Below are 13,574 nucleotides of genomic sequence, written 5' to 3'. Positions count from 1 at the left end.
ACGAACCGCGTGCAAGTGTGACCTTTGTGACCTTTGATGTCGTGGTCAGGCGTCGGGTCGCGGCGGCGCGCCGTGTTCCGCGACCATCCGCTCGCCGTCGATGACGATCGGGCTGGCGAGGCCGGGCAGGCCGTCGGGCCGGATCGCCATCCCGCGCGCCATCACCTGCGGGTCGGCGAACACGTCGTTCAGCGCATTGATCGGGCCGGCGGGAATGCCGGCGGCTTCCAGCGCCTCGTACAGATCGGCCTTGGCCCAGCGTGCCACCGCCGTCTGGATCGCCGGCACCAGATCGCGGCGATGGACCACCCGCGCCGGGTTGGTCGCAAAGCGCGGATCGAGGTACAGGTCTAGCCCCAGCACGCCGCATAGCCGCGCGAATTGCTGGTCGTTGCCGACCGCGACGATCAGCGCACCGTCGGCGGTCTCGAACGCCTGATAGGGGGCGAGGTTCGCATGGCCATTGCCCATCCGCGTCGGCACGATGCCGCTCGCCATCCAGTTCAGCGCCTGATTGCCGAGCACCGCGACCTGCGTGTCGAGCAGCGCCATGTCGATATGCGCGCCCGCACCGGTCCGGTCGCGACGGCGCAGCGCGGCGAGGATCGCGACCGCCGCATAGGTGCCGGTAAAGATGTCGGCATAGGCGACCCCCGCCTTTTGCGGCGGCCCGTCCGGCTCGCCGGTCAGCGACATCGCTCCGCCCATCGCCTGGATGATGAAGTCGTATCCGGCGCGGTGGGCATAGGGCCCGTCCTGCCCGAACCCGGTGATCGAACAGGTGATCAGCCCCGGCCGCACCGCCGACAGCGCGGCGTGGTCGAGGCCGTATTTGGACAGGCCGCCGACCTTGTAATTCTCGATGACGATGTCGGCCCCGCCGACCAGCGCGCGGACCTGTTCCTGCCCCGCTGGCGTCGAGATATCGATCGCCACCGACCGCTTGCCGCGATTGGCGGCGTGGAAATAGGCGGCGTCGCGCGCCGAGCCGTCGGGCGCGGTGACGAACGGCGGCCCCCAATGGCGGGTGTCGTCGCCCGCCCCCGGCCGCTCGACCTTCACCACCTCTGCCCCCAGATCGGCGAGCAACTGCCCGCACCACGGCCCCGCCAGGATGCGCGCCAGCTCGACCACGCGGACCCCGGCCAGCGGTTTCACGCGCCGCGCAGTTCGTAAATGACGTGCGGCACCATCCGCCCGCCGCGCAGCACGTCGACGGTGCCGGGCCGCAAGGTCGCGCCCAATGCCGCCACCGCGGTCCGCGACCGGCGATTCTCCTGACCGATATGGAAGGTGACCGCCGCGACATGGGGCGCGATATGGTCGATCATCAGCCGCTTGGTCTCGCGGTTATAGCCCCGCCGCCACCGGTCGCGCGCAAAGAAGGTCCAGCCGATCTCGATCTCGTCGGCGTGCCGGTCATGGGGGCCATAGCGGCTCGACCCGATCACGCTGCCGTCGCCGGCATCGCGGATCGTCAGCATCCCGCCGCCGGCCAGCCCCTCGTCGAAGAACGCGCGAAAGACGTCTTCCTGCCAGCGGTCGTGCGCCGGATGCTGGTCCCAGATCGCCGGGTCCGACGCGACGGCGAAGAGCGCGGCATACTCCTCTGGCACCGTCGGCGCAATCCGGACCAGCGCCCCCTGCAACACCGGTTGCCGGTTCATCAGAAGGCGGCGATCCCGGTGATCGCCCGGCCCTGGATCAGGCCATGGACGTCGTGCGTCCCCTCATAGGTGTTGACCGTTTCGAGGTTGATCGCATGGCGCATCACATGGAATTCGGCGGCGATGCCGTTGCCGCCATGCATGTCGCGCGCGACGCGGGCGATGGCCAGCGCCTTGCCGCAATTGTTGCGCTTGATGATCGAGATCGCTTCGGGGGCAAGCGTCCCCTCGTCGAACATCCGCCCCGCGCGCAACGCCGCCTGCAACCCCAGCGCGATCTCGGTCTGCATGTCGGCCAGCTTCAGCTGAACCAGCTGCTTGGACGCCAGCGGCACGCCGAACTGCTTGCGGTCCAGCGTATATTGCCGCGCCGCCTGCATACAGAATTCCGCCGCGCCCATCGTGCCCCATGCGATGCCATAGCGTGCGCGGTTGAGGCAACCGAACGGCCCCTTCAGCCCCTCGACATGCGGCAGCAACGCGTCCTCGCCGACCTCGACCCCGTCCATGACGATCTCGCCGGTGATCGACGCGCGCAGCGACAGCTTGCCCTCGATCTTCGGTGCGGACAGCCCCTTCATGCCCTTTTCCAGCACGAAGCCGCGGATCTTGCCGTCATGCGCATCGGACTTGGCCCACACGACGAAGACATCGGCGATCGGCGAATTGGTGATCCACATTTTGGCACCCGAGATGCGATAGCCGCCGTCGATCTTCGCGGCACGGGTGCGCATACCCGCCGGGTCCGATCCGGCATCGGGTTCGGTCAGCCCGAAACAGCCGACCCATTCGCCGCTCGCCAGCTTCGGCAGATACTTCCGCTTCTGCTCCTCCGATCCATAGGCGTTGATCGGATGCATCACGAGGCTCGACTGCACGCTCATCGCGCTGCGATAGCCCGAATCGACCGCCTCGACCTCGCGCGCGACCAGACCATAGGCGACATAGCCGAGGCCCGCCCCGCCATATTCGGGATCGATCGTCGGCCCCAGCAGACCCAGCTCGCCCATTTCCGACATGATCTCGCGCGCGAAATCCTCATCGAGGAAGGCGCGGGTAACGCGCGGCAACAGCTTTTCGCGGGCATAGCCATGCGCCGCGTCGCGGACCATGCGTTCTTCGTCGGTCAACTGCGCGTCGAGCGCGAACGGGTCCTGCCAGTCGAAACGGCCCATGTCGGCCATGATCAATGTCCTTACAGCGTCGGGTCGACCGGATCGGCGGCGACCGGGGATTCGGATGGCGGCGGTGCGGCAGGCACCGGCGCGGGTTGGGTAACGGGGGCGGGCCGCGGCATGGTCAGTGCGACCGATTCGAGGTCGATCAACGCCTTGCGCGCCGCGACGAAGCGTTCGGCGGCGGCGGTCCAGCGCCGCGCGCTGGCGGCACCAGGCATCCGCTCGATCTCCGCGATCGCCTGTTCGACCTGACCGGTGTCGAGCCGCCGTCGCGCCCGATCCAGCCGGTCGATCGGGCGGCTGCTGGGCGTCGCGCCCTGTCGCAGGACGATCAGCTGGCCGAATTCGCGACGCAGCCCGTTCCAGAAGCCTTCGCCGGTCGGGCCGGCGATCAGCGGTGTCGCCACCGCATCCAGCGCGGTGCGCAGGTCGTCGAGCGTGACCGGTGCCTGTGCGGCGGCGATCAGCGTGCGGACCGCATCGGGACGGCTGTCGCCGAACCGCTCGCGCAACTGTCCTTCCAGATAATCGAGCGGCCGACCGCGATCGAGCGCGCGGCGGGTGGCGACGACCACCATCATGTCTTCGGCCCGCGTCGCATAGCCGGCGGCGTTGCGTGCGCTGTTGTCGAGGCCGACGATCCGTGTCTCCAGATCGGCGATCCGCGCCGCCAGCGCCGCCTCACGCGCCGACAGGATCGGCAGCGCGACCGCCGCGACCGGCTGCGGTGCAGGGACCGGGGTGGGTTGCGCGACCGGCGTGGCGACCTGCGTCGACCCGCCCCAGCCGAGCCGGGGTGCGACATAGCGTAGCACGGCCAGCGTCGCGCCGATGCCGATCAGAAAGGCGAGCACGGCGACAAGGAGCCATCCGCGGCTTCGTCGCTGCCGGTACGGGCCGCTGGTCGTCGCAAAGGACGCATCTTCGCTCATCATGCTGCCTTATCCCCGCGCCCGTCCGCCGGGTCAATCGCGTGCTAGCGTGTCGGCCAGCGCGATGGCGGCGGCAATCACGCTCGCGTCGTCGGGCCGCGTCGCGACCGTCACCGCCCGCCAGCCGCTGCCGAGGCTCGCGGCGGCGGCATCGGAAATCGCCGCGACGGCGATGCGGCTGCGATCGGAGACGATATCGGCCAGCCGCCGGGCCGCGCGGGGCGAATGGACCAGCGCGACCGATCCGGTCAGGGGGGCGGGGTCGATGGGGTCGACGGCCTCGCTGGCATAGACCGCTTCGATCGCGGTGACCGCCGGGTGCGCGGTCACCGCCCGGTCGCGCGCAGTCAGCAACAATGCCGCGCGCACGCCGTCTGCCAGTGCGGCGTCGAGCAAGGCCCGGCCATCACTGCTGCCGGTCGCGAACACCTGCAGCCCCGCCGCCCGCGCCGCCGCCGCCGTCGCCGCACCGACCGCGCGGACCGGCAGCGCGGCATAGCGCGACAGCGCCGGTCCGGCATGACGCACCGCATTGGCACTGGTCAGCACCAGCGCGTCCTGCGCGTCCGGATCGGGACCGTCCCAGGCCAGCGGCAGAACCACGAACAGCGGCAGGCGGATCGCGCATCTGCCCAGCGCCTCGATGGCGGCGACGGTCGCGGCATTGCCCGGTTCGGGGCGCAACACCGCGATCGGCACGATCATTGCGCGAACAGCTTGGCGATATTCTCGGGCGCGGTGGCAAGCAGTCGTTCGGCCAGGCCGCGCGGCAGGTCGATGTCGTCGATCGCACCGCTGACGCTGCCGTGCACCTGCGCGCTGCCGTCCTGCGCCAGCAATTGGCCGGTCAACGTCAGCACATCGCCCGCGATCGTCGCCAGCGCCGCGACCGGCGAATGGCAATCGGCACCCAGCGCCGCAAGGAAGCCGCGCTCGGCGCGCACTGCCTGATGCGTCGGCGCATGGTCGATGGCACGGACGAAGGCGAGGGTGCGGTCGTCCTCGGCCCGCACTTCGATCCCGACCGCACCCTGCGACGGGGCGGGGAGCATGTCGTCGATCGCGATCGCCGTGCCGACATCGGGCCGCCCCAGTCGGGCGAGACCGGCCGCGGCAAGCAGGGTCGCGTCGACCTCGCCCGCCGCCAGCTTGCCGAGCCGGGTGTCGACATTGCCCCGGAACAGCACGATCTTCGCGTCGGGACGGTGGTGCAGCACCTGCGCCGCGCGCCGCGGGCTGCTGGTCCCGACGACGCCGCCCTCGCGCAATTCTGCCAGCGCCGCGATCCCGACCAGTCGGTCGCGGACATCGGCGCGCGGCAGCATCGCGGCAATGCGAATTTCGGTCGGGCGGATCGTCTCGACATCCTTCATCGAATGGACCGCCGCATCGATCTCACCGCAACACAGCGCGCGGTCGAGTTCTTTGGTCCACAGCGCCTTGCCACCGATCTCCGCCAGCGCGCGGTCCTGCACCCGGTCGCCGGTCGTCTTGATCGTCACGATCTCGATGTCCGCCGGATCGATCTGATGCGCCATCGCCAGCGCGTCACGCGTGGCATGCGCCTGTACCAGCGCCAGCGGCGATCCGCGCGTGCCTAGTTTGAACGTCATGGCTGCTCGCTACGCATGGCGTGCGGCAAGGGCAAGCCACGCGAAGGCTTCGCACCGCCGGTCAATCCGCGCTAAGGCCGGATGGATGGCCACCCCCCTGATCCTCGGTATCGAATCCAGCTGCGACGAAACCGCCGTGGCGCTCGTCCGTGGCGACCGCACGATCCTGTCGCATCGCCTTGCCGGACAGGAAGCGGCGCATGCCCCTTACGGCGGCGTCGTTCCCGAAATCGCCGCGCGCGCCCATGTCGAGATTCTGCCGTCGCTGGTCGAAGGGGCGCTGGCCGATGCCGGCGTGGCGCTCGGCGATGTCGACGCGATTGCCGCGACCGCCGGGCCGGGGCTGATCGGCGGAGTGATGGTCGGGCTGGTGATGGCCAAGGCGCTGGCGCTGGCGGCGGGCAAGCCGCTGGTGGCGGTGAATCACCTCGAGGGCCACGCGCTGTCGCCCCGGCTGACCGATCCCGATCTCGCCTATCCCTATCTGTTGTTACTGGTATCGGGCGGGCACTGCCAGTTGCTGCGCGTCGACGGGGTTGGCCGCTATCGCCGCCTCGGCACGACGATCGACGACGCGGCGGGCGAGGCGTTCGACAAGACCGCCAAGGTGCTCGGGCTGGGCTATCCCGGTGGCCCGCGCGTCGAGGCGGCGGCGCTGGACGGCGATGCGCGGGCAGTGCCGTTGCCGCGCCCGCTGCTCGGTACGCCCGATCCGCATTTCTCCTTCGCCGGTCTCAAGAGCGCGGTGCTGCGCGCGCATGACGCCGGCAGCTATTCGGTGGCGGATATCGCCGCGTCATTTCAGCAGGCGGTGGTCGACTGTCTTCTCGACCGGACGCGGCTGGCGCTGACACTGGCGGGGCCGGTCAGCGCGCTGGTCGTGGCGGGCGGGGTCGCCGCCAATCGCGCGGTGCGCGGCGCGCTGGAGGGGCTGGCCGGAACCAACGGTCTGCGCTTCGTCGCGCCGCCGCTCTGGCTGTGTACCGACAATGCAGCGATGATCGCATGGGCCGGGGCGGAGCGGTTCATGGCGGGGCATAGCGATCCGCTCGACGTGGCGGCGCGCCCGCGCTGGCCGCTCGATCCATCGGCGGAAAAAGTGCGCGGGGCAGGGGTGAAGGCATGAGGATCGGGGTCATCGGCGGCGGGGCATGGGGCACCGCGCTGGCACAGGTCGCCGCGCGCGGGGGCAATGTGACGCTGTGGGTGCGCGAGCCTGCCGTCGCCGATGCGATCAACGATGCCCGCGAAAATCCGGTCTTCCTGCCCGGCGTGAGGCTGTCATCGGCCATTCGCGCGACGACCGACAGCGCCGATCTCGACTCAGCCGACGCGCTGCTGGTGGTGACCCCCGCCCAGCATGTCCGCGCCGTGCTGTCGACGATCGACGTCGGCGACCGCGCGCTGGTGCTGTGTGCCAAGGGGATCGAGGCAGGCAGCCGGATGCTGGTCGGCGAGGTCGCGCGTGCGGTCCATCCGCAGGCTCCGGTGGCGGTGCTGTCCGGTCCGACCTTCGCGCACGAGGTCGCGGCGGGCAAGCCGACCGCCGTTACCCTCGCCTGCGCCGATGCCGCCTTGCGCGACCGGCTGGCCGAGCGGCTCGCCGCACCGGGTTTCCGGCCCTATGCCAGCGACGACGTGATTGGGGCGGAGATTGGCGGGGCGGTCAAGAACGTGCTGGCCATCGCCTGTGGCGTGGTCGAGGGGGCCGGGCTGGGCCAAAACGCCCGCGCATCGGTGATCGCACGGGGCTTTGCGGAGATGACCCGTTTCGGTCTGGCGCGCGGGGCGCGGGCCGAAACGTTGGCCGGGCTGTCGGGGCTGGGCGACCTGGTGCTGACCTGTTCGTCGACCGCGTCGCGCAACTATTCGCTGGGCGTCGGGCTGGGACAGGGGCGCGCCGCCGCCGACCTGCTTGCGGACCGTCGGACCGTAGCGGAGGGGGCGTTCACTGCGCCGGTGCTCTGCGAGGCGGCGGCCGACGCCGGCGTCGACATGCCGGTGACGGCGGCGGTCGGTGCGCTGCTGACCGGCATGCCGGTGGGGCAGGTGATTGATACGCTGCTCAGCCGTCCGCTACGCCGCGAGGGCATGTAGCGGCTATTTGACGCGATCGATCAGCGCCTGCGCGCCGGCTGGCGCACGCACCTTCGCGCCGTTGATGAAGAAGATGTACGTTTCGCGGGGCTTTACGGGCGGCTGGTCCGGGTCGGCATAGCGCAGGCCGTCCGGCGCACCACCCGTCGCCCACGTCCGTGCCGCCTTCGCCCAGTGGTCCAGCGCGGCGTCGTCATAACCGGTGGCCACGTCCTCAACCGCGTTTTCCAGCCGGGCATAGACGAAATCGCCGGTGATGTCGGCAATCGCCGGATAGTCGGCCGAGTCGGCATAGACGATCGTGACGCCCGCCGTGCGCGCCATGTCCACGAATTCGGGAACATGGAAGCTGTCGTGGCGGACCTGTATGGCATGGCGGAGCTTCACGCCGGCATGGGTTGCGGGCAGCAATGCGAGGAAGGCGGCGAAGTCGTCGGCGTCGAATTTCTTGGTCGCCATGAACTGCCACAGGATCGGACCGAGCTTGTCGCCGAGTTCGGTGATGCCGGAGTCGACGAATTTCGCGATCGATTCCCCGGCCTCCGCCAGTATCTTGCGATTGGTGCAGAAGCGCGAGGCTTTTACCGCGAAGACGAAATCGTCGGGTGCGGTCGCGGCCCAGTTGGCGAAGCTCGCCGGCTTTTGGGTGCCGTGATAGGTCGCGTTGATCTCGATCGCGGTCAGCGCGTGCGACGCGAACTCCAGCTCCCGCTTCTGCGGCCATTTTTCGGGGTAGAAGCTGCCGCGCCATGGCGGGAAGGTCCAGCCACCGATGCCGATGCGAATGGGAGCGTGGGTCATGGTGACGAAGGTGTCGCGTAGCGAGGGGGCTGGCAAGGGGTCAGTGGGCGGTAACGTCCGTAGAAGTCGTCAGAATTTGCGGGTCGACGCTCAGCACCGGGGGCTGTGCGGCGGTCCAGGTTGACAGGTCGGCGCGATAGCGGTCGTAGGCGCGGTAGAAATCGACGAACGGCTGGTCGAGCGCCTCGATATTCGGCGCGGCGACGGCATCCAGCCCGCCGGCGGGCATGTCGGCCACCTGTGTCAACATCGGCAGCGCGCGTGCGCAAAAGGTATCGCGGACCGGCGGCTGCGCAAAGTAATTGTAGACGCGGGTCATCGCGTCGTCGAACCGGTCCTGCCAGTCGCCGCCGCCGCGCTTATACTCCGCCTCCAGCGCCTTGAACGCCGCAGCGAAGCGGGTGGCATGTACCTTCAGCAGCCGGTTATAGGCCGCGACCCCGGCCGGATCGCCGATGTTGCACTGTAGCGCCGCGACATTCAGCGCAGCGCGCAGGTGCCAGAGCGCGGCATCGGGCGAAAGGCCCCGGTTGAGCGTGGCATAGCCGCCATCGGGCGTGGTCGCCGGGATGACGAGGTTCGGCGCGGCCCCCTGCGGCGGTTTGGGTTTCGGCGCGGGCGGCGGGACCAGAATGGTCGGCGGGGTGACGGTCGCCACCTCCGGCGTCCTGCGGGCGCAGCCGGCAAGCAGGGCGACCCCGCAGGCGACGACCAGCGGCAGGCGGCTACGCATCTTTCTCACTCCCCTTCGTTCCCGCGGCATCAGCGTTGCAGCAGGAACACCGCGTGTTCGGCACGGAAATTCGCCGCCGCCGCCGTGGTACGCTTGCCCCCCGACAGGAACCACGCATCGACGACGGTGATCCCCCGCTTTGCGACGAACGCCCGGAAATCGTCGATGGTGACGTGGTGGATGTTCGGCGTTTCATACCATTCGAGCGGCAACAGCGTCGTCACCGGCATCCGCCCGCCCCACAGCAGCGACGCGCGCACCCGCCAGTGCGCGAAGTTCGGGAAGGACACGAATGCCTGCGCACCGATGCGCAACAGATGGTCGAGCACGACATGCGGCCGCATCGCCGTCTGCAACGTCTGGCTGAGGATCGCATAGTCGAAGCTGGCGTCGGGATAGTCGGCAAGGTCGCGATCGGCATCGCCCTGCATCACCGACAGCCCGCGCGCCATCGCATCGGCGACATTGCCCGGATCGATTTCCAGCCCGCGCGCATCGACGCCGCGTTCGTCGCGCAGCGCGGCCATCAACTGCCCGTCGCCGCAACCGACATCGAGGATGCGCGAACCGGGCGTGATATTGGCCGCGATGATCGCAAGGTCGGGGCGCAGGGCCAGCGGAGTCCGACGCGGTGATCCGGCGATCGTGGTCATGGCATCGCCTCCAGCATTGCCGTCGCTTCCGCCGACAACCGTTCCATATAGCGATCGGGCCGCAGCAGGGGTTGGAAGCCGAGCTTCGCATACACGCCATGCGCGTCCGCCGTGACGAGGCCGATGCGGCGGATACCGGCCAGATCGGGGTGATCGACGAACCAGCCGACCATCGCCCGCCCGATGCCCTGCCCGCGTGTGCGGTCGTCGACGAACACGTCGGCGATCCAGGCGAAGGTCGCCCGATCGGTGATCGCGCGGGCGAACCCGATCTGCACACCGTCGCGATAGGCACCGATCGGCTGCGACCCGGCGATGGCGCGCTCGACCCGCTCGCGCTCGATGCCGGGCGACCAGTAGCTCGATGCCAGCCAGCCATGGATACGGGCGATGTCGAGCCGGTTGCGATCATCGGAAAGGTCGAAGGTCATGCGCCCGCCTCCAGAAAGCCGCGCATGATCCGGTCGAGTTCGGGCGAATCGAGCAGGAACGCGTCATGGCCGAACGGCGACGACAGTTCGACGAAGCTGGCCGGTGCGCCGGCAGCGTTCAGCGCATGGACGATGCTGCGCGATTCGGCGGTCGGATACAGCCAGTCGGTATCGAAGCTGACGACGCAGAACCGTGCCTTCGTCGCGCGGAACGCATTGGCCAGCACCCCGCCATGTTCCTCCGCCAGATCGAAATAATCGAGCGCGCGGGTGATGTAGAGATAGGAATTGGCGTCGAACCGGTCGGTAAAGGCCAGCCCCTGATGCCGCAGATAGCTTTCGACCTGAAAATCGGCGTCGAAGCCGAAGGTCTTGGTCCCGGCCGCACCATCGGCGCGCGCCTGCAGCTTGCGGCCGAATTTGGCGGTCAGACCCGCTTCGGACAGATAGGTGATGTGCGCCGCCATCCGCGCCACCGACAGCCCGGCGGCGGGCGGCGACCCGTCGGCATAATAATCGCCGCCGCGCCAGTCGGGGTCGGCCATGATCGCCTGTCGTCCGACTTCGTGAAAGGCGATGTTCTGCGCCGAATGCCGCGCGGTCGAGGCGATCACCACCACCGCCTGCACCCGGTCGGGCAACGTCGCCGACCAGGACAGCGCCTGCATCCCGCCCATCGACCCGCCGACTACCGCGCGCAAGCAGTCGATGCCGAGATGGTCGAGCAACATCCCCTGTGCGCGCACCATGTCGCGAATGGTCAGCACCGGAAAGCGCATCGCCCATGGGCTGCCGGTCGCGGGATCGATGCTGGCCGGTCCCGACGATCCCATGCAACTGCCGAGCACGTTCGAACAGATGACGAAATGGCGGTTGAGGTCGATCGGCTTGCCCGGCCCGATCATGCGCGACCACCAGCCGGGTTTGCCGGTGCGCGGATGGGTGGAGGCGACATGCTGATCGCCGGTCAGCGCGTGGCAGATCAGGATCGCGTTGTCGCGCGCGGGCGACAGCGTGCCATAGGTTTCATAGGCGATGTCGATCGCGGGCAGTGTCGCGCCGCCATCCAGCGCCAGCGGGGTGGCCAGTGTCGCGCGGCGATCGGGACCGAAACGGGAATCCATGGGCGCTGCGGTAATTGCGCTCGGCACCGGGTTCAAGCGTTGCGGTGGGATCGGGTCGGCACCGCCTGCGAAACGCGCGCTACTGCGCATTTTCAAACCGCCGTCAAGCAGCTAGCGGAAATCGCAGCAGCCGGTCCTCCAGCGCGATCAACGCCTCTGCCCGGCCACCGACCGCGCGGACGATTTCGGGATGGTCCGCGTCGAGACCGCCGGTGAGCGAGCCGAAGGCGGGCAGGATCAGCTTGGTCGCGGTCGCCACGAAGCAGCGGCGCGACACGCCCCGTCCGCGCAGCCTGACGCGCAATTTGGGGTGGAAATGGCCCGACAGTTCGGGGCGGGGTTCGGCTGGGTCGGCTTCGTGGCGGAGCACCAGTCCGTCGACGACCGCTTCGTCGATCACCCGGCCACCGCAATGGTCGGCGACGATCCGGTCGTGATTGCCGGTGATCCACGTCCAGTCGCTTGCCGTCGTCAGCGCGCGCAGCCGCGTCTGCGCCTCGTCGCCCAACCGGTCGCAGCCGCCGACATCGTGGAAACTGTCGCCGAGGCACCAGATTTCGGCCGGCCGGGTCCGCGCCACCACCGCCTCGATCCCCGCCAGCGTTTCCAGCGTATCATAGGGCGGCAGCATCTGCCCGAACTGCGCGAACCAGCTCGCCTTTTCGAAATGCAGGTCGGCGAGCAGCAGCGCGCGCCGCGCCGGCCAGAACAGCGCACCGGCGGACAGGGCATCGAAAGCGTGACCGGCGAACGAAAGGCGAACCATGGCCGCGCCTATGACGCAAGCCGGGGGGATGCTCAAGCCATGAGGGCGTAACGATCTGCGCGGTCGTCGTTCTTTTGTCACATCGGATCAGGTCGAGACCTTTGCGAAAGACGCAAGCTTGGCCGAAACTCGCCGTACCCCCACGCAAGTGGGGGTACGGCAGGGTCGAGAATTGGTACTTGCGCAGACGCCTTGCTCAGGTCCGGGGCGATGAGGGAGGGGCCGTTCGAAGGTTCACCAGCGTCGACGTTACAGCCAGATATCGACCACATGGATCGCCAGCCCGACCGTGCCACCGACCAGCGTGCCGTTGATCCGGATGAATTGCAGGTCGCGCCCGACCGCGTTTTCGAGGCGGCCGGTGATGGTCTGCGCGTCCCAGCCGCGCACCGTGTCCGACACCAGCCGGACGATGCCGTCGCCATAATCGGCGACCGCCCCGACCACCGCGCGGCGGACGAAGCGATTGACCTTTGCCTTCAGTACCGGATCGGATTGCAGCGTCAGCCCCAGTTGCCGCATCGCTTCGCCAATCGGTCCGGCCAGCGCACGGTCGGGATTGCGGGCGGCGTTCAGCAGGCCGCCGCGAATCTTTTCCCACACCCCCATCCACCAGCCGGCCAGCGCCGGGTTTTCGATCAGCTCGTTCTTCAGCCGTTCGACCTTGGCCTGCATCTCGGGCGAATGTTGCAGATCGTGGGCCAGCAGCGCGAGGCCCTCGTTCGCCTTGGCGCGCAGCGGATGGGTCGGGTCTTCGGCGACGTCGGCCAGCATCTTGTGCAGGCCGTTCAGCACCGACGTCGCCAGCGTCGCGTCCAGCCCGGTCCAGCGCAACACGGCACCCGCGCGCTTCTGGATCATCGTGCGGACCAGTTCCTCGTTCGCGTCGAGCGTCTTGGACGTCCAGCGGATGATGGCGTCGATCAGCGGCAGGTGGCGATCCTCGGCGATCGCCGCCGCCAGCGTGCGGCCAAGCGCGGGCGACACCCGCATCGCGCGCAGCCGGTTGGCGAGCGCGCCACGGACCATCGTCCCGAACTGATCGGGGTCGAGGCCCTCCAGCACGTTGACCGCCAGCCGCGACGCGCCATGCCGCAGCCGCCCGCTGCGCGTCGCCGGGTCGGCCAGCCACTTGCCGGCGACGGCGGCGGCGTCGACGCGGTGCATGCGGCGCGCGACGACGTGCGCGGTCAGGAAATTGTCGCGCAGGAACGCGGCCAGCGTGTCGCCGATCCGGTCCTTGTTGCGCGGGATGATCGCGGTATGCGGGATCGGCAGGCCGAGCGGATGGCGGAACAGGGCAGTGACCGCGAACCAGTCGGCAAGGCCGCCGACCATCGCCGCCTCGGCAAAGGCCTGTACGAAGCCCCATGCCGGGTGGACCCCCTCCAGCCGCCGCGACAGCAGGAACAGCGCCGCCATCGCCACCAGCATGAAGGTGGCGAGCCGCCGCATCCGGCGTAAGGGAAGGGGAACCGCATCGCCGGCCCCAGCGATGGTGGAAGATCGTGGCATCAGCGAAACAATCGCCGGCTGCGGGGAAAGTTCAATCGCTGGCATCGCCATCCGGTTCGCGACG

15 protein-coding genes are annotated in these 13,574 nt (G+C 69.1%); 2 read left to right on the top strand and 13 right to left on the bottom strand.

Translation table 11 applies throughout. The features are described from left to right. Positions 1-45 precede the first annotated feature (45 nt). The 6 genes from ASE91_RS03890 to hemC are packed head-to-tail and all read right to left on the bottom strand — an operon-like array spanning position 46 to position 5,390. Entirely contained in the window at positions 46-1,158 is a 1,113-nt protein-coding gene (locus tag ASE91_RS03890) for a CaiB/BaiF CoA transferase family protein (protein ID WP_056622829.1), read from the bottom strand. Further along, positions 1,155-1,667 (bottom strand): GNAT family N-acetyltransferase, encoded by a 513-nt coding sequence (locus ASE91_RS03885; RefSeq protein WP_056622826.1) that lies wholly within the window; start codon positions 1,665-1,667, stop codon positions 1,155-1,157. Before ASE91_RS03885 ends, ASE91_RS03890 begins: the two co-directional genes overlap by 4 nt. Beyond that, positions 1,667-2,851 carry an acyl-CoA dehydrogenase gene (locus ASE91_RS03880; protein WP_200911190.1) on the bottom strand — a complete coding sequence of 395 codons (1,185 nt, stop codon included), beginning with the start codon at positions 2,849-2,851 and terminating at the stop codon, positions 1,667-1,669. Before ASE91_RS03880 ends, ASE91_RS03885 begins: the two co-directional genes overlap by 1 nt. Before the next feature lie 11 nt (positions 2,852-2,862). Continuing rightward, a complete protein-coding gene (locus ASE91_RS03875; RefSeq protein WP_082449839.1) occupies positions 2,863-3,777 on the bottom strand; it encodes a hypothetical protein in 915 nt (304 codons plus the stop codon). A gap of 33 nt (positions 3,778-3,810) precedes the next feature. Beyond that, a complete protein-coding gene (locus tag ASE91_RS03870) occupies positions 3,811-4,482 on the bottom strand; it encodes a uroporphyrinogen-III synthase (protein WP_056622819.1) in 672 nt (223 codons plus the stop codon). After that, the gene (hemC, locus tag ASE91_RS03865) at positions 4,479-5,390 is read right to left on the bottom strand and encodes a hydroxymethylbilane synthase (protein ID WP_056001094.1); all 912 of its coding nucleotides are present in this window, start codon (positions 5,388-5,390) and stop codon (positions 4,479-4,481) included. Before hemC ends, ASE91_RS03870 begins: the two co-directional genes overlap by 4 nt. Positions 5,391-5,475: 85 nt before the next feature. Between hemC and tsaD the strand changes: the two genes are divergently transcribed. Both tsaD and ASE91_RS03855 read left to right on the top strand, forming a co-directional pair. After that, a complete protein-coding gene (gene tsaD / locus ASE91_RS03860; RefSeq protein WP_056622814.1) occupies positions 5,476-6,516 on the top strand; it encodes a tRNA (adenosine(37)-N6)-threonylcarbamoyltransferase complex transferase subunit TsaD in 1,041 nt (346 codons plus the stop codon). After that, on the top strand, positions 6,513-7,487 hold the full coding sequence (locus ASE91_RS03855; protein ID WP_056622812.1) for an NAD(P)H-dependent glycerol-3-phosphate dehydrogenase: 975 nt from the start codon (positions 6,513-6,515) through the stop codon (positions 7,485-7,487). Before tsaD ends, ASE91_RS03855 begins: the two co-directional genes overlap by 4 nt. A 3-nt stretch (positions 7,488-7,490) precedes the next feature. Here ASE91_RS03855 and ASE91_RS03850 read toward each other — a convergent pair whose 3' ends face one another. The 7 genes from ASE91_RS03850 to ASE91_RS03820 form a co-directional block, all read right to left on the bottom strand. Continuing rightward, positions 7,491-8,288 (bottom strand): DUF72 domain-containing protein, encoded by a 798-nt coding sequence (locus tag ASE91_RS03850; RefSeq protein ID WP_056622810.1) that lies wholly within the window; start codon positions 8,286-8,288, stop codon positions 7,491-7,493. A gap of 40 nt (positions 8,289-8,328) precedes the next feature. Beyond that, entirely contained in the window at positions 8,329-9,021 is a 693-nt protein-coding gene (locus ASE91_RS03845) for a hypothetical protein (protein ID WP_056622805.1), read from the bottom strand. Positions 9,022-9,050: 29 nt separating this feature from the next. Further along, on the bottom strand, positions 9,051-9,638 hold the full coding sequence (gene metW, locus ASE91_RS03840) for a methionine biosynthesis protein MetW (protein ID WP_056623038.1): 588 nt from the start codon (positions 9,636-9,638) through the stop codon (positions 9,051-9,053). Between the two features lie 32 nt (positions 9,639-9,670). Beyond that, on the bottom strand, positions 9,671-10,105 hold the full coding sequence (locus ASE91_RS03835) for a GNAT family N-acetyltransferase (RefSeq protein ID WP_056622802.1): 435 nt from the start codon (positions 10,103-10,105) through the stop codon (positions 9,671-9,673). After that, entirely contained in the window at positions 10,102-11,229 is a 1,128-nt protein-coding gene (metX, locus tag ASE91_RS03830) for a homoserine O-acetyltransferase MetX (protein WP_056622799.1), read from the bottom strand. The genes ASE91_RS03835 and metX overlap by 4 nt, the downstream gene beginning before the upstream one ends. Positions 11,230-11,332: 103 nt before the next feature. Further along, positions 11,333-11,995, bottom strand: a complete 663-nt coding sequence (pdeM, locus tag ASE91_RS03825; protein ID WP_056001116.1) for a ligase-associated DNA damage response endonuclease PdeM — start codon at positions 11,993-11,995, stop codon at positions 11,333-11,335. Positions 11,996-12,244: 249 nt separating this feature from the next. After that, the gene (locus tag ASE91_RS03820) at positions 12,245-13,510 is read right to left on the bottom strand and encodes a DUF445 domain-containing protein (protein ID WP_235530295.1); all 1,266 of its coding nucleotides are present in this window, start codon (positions 13,508-13,510) and stop codon (positions 12,245-12,247) included. Positions 13,511-13,574: the final 64 nt, after the last annotated feature.

It is taken from the genome of Sphingomonas sp. Leaf62 (assembly GCF_001421915.1).
In the GTDB taxonomy this organism is placed as follows: Bacteria; Pseudomonadota; Alphaproteobacteria; order Sphingomonadales; family Sphingomonadaceae; genus Sphingomonas.
This window is presented reverse-complemented; position numbering and strand designations above follow the sequence as displayed.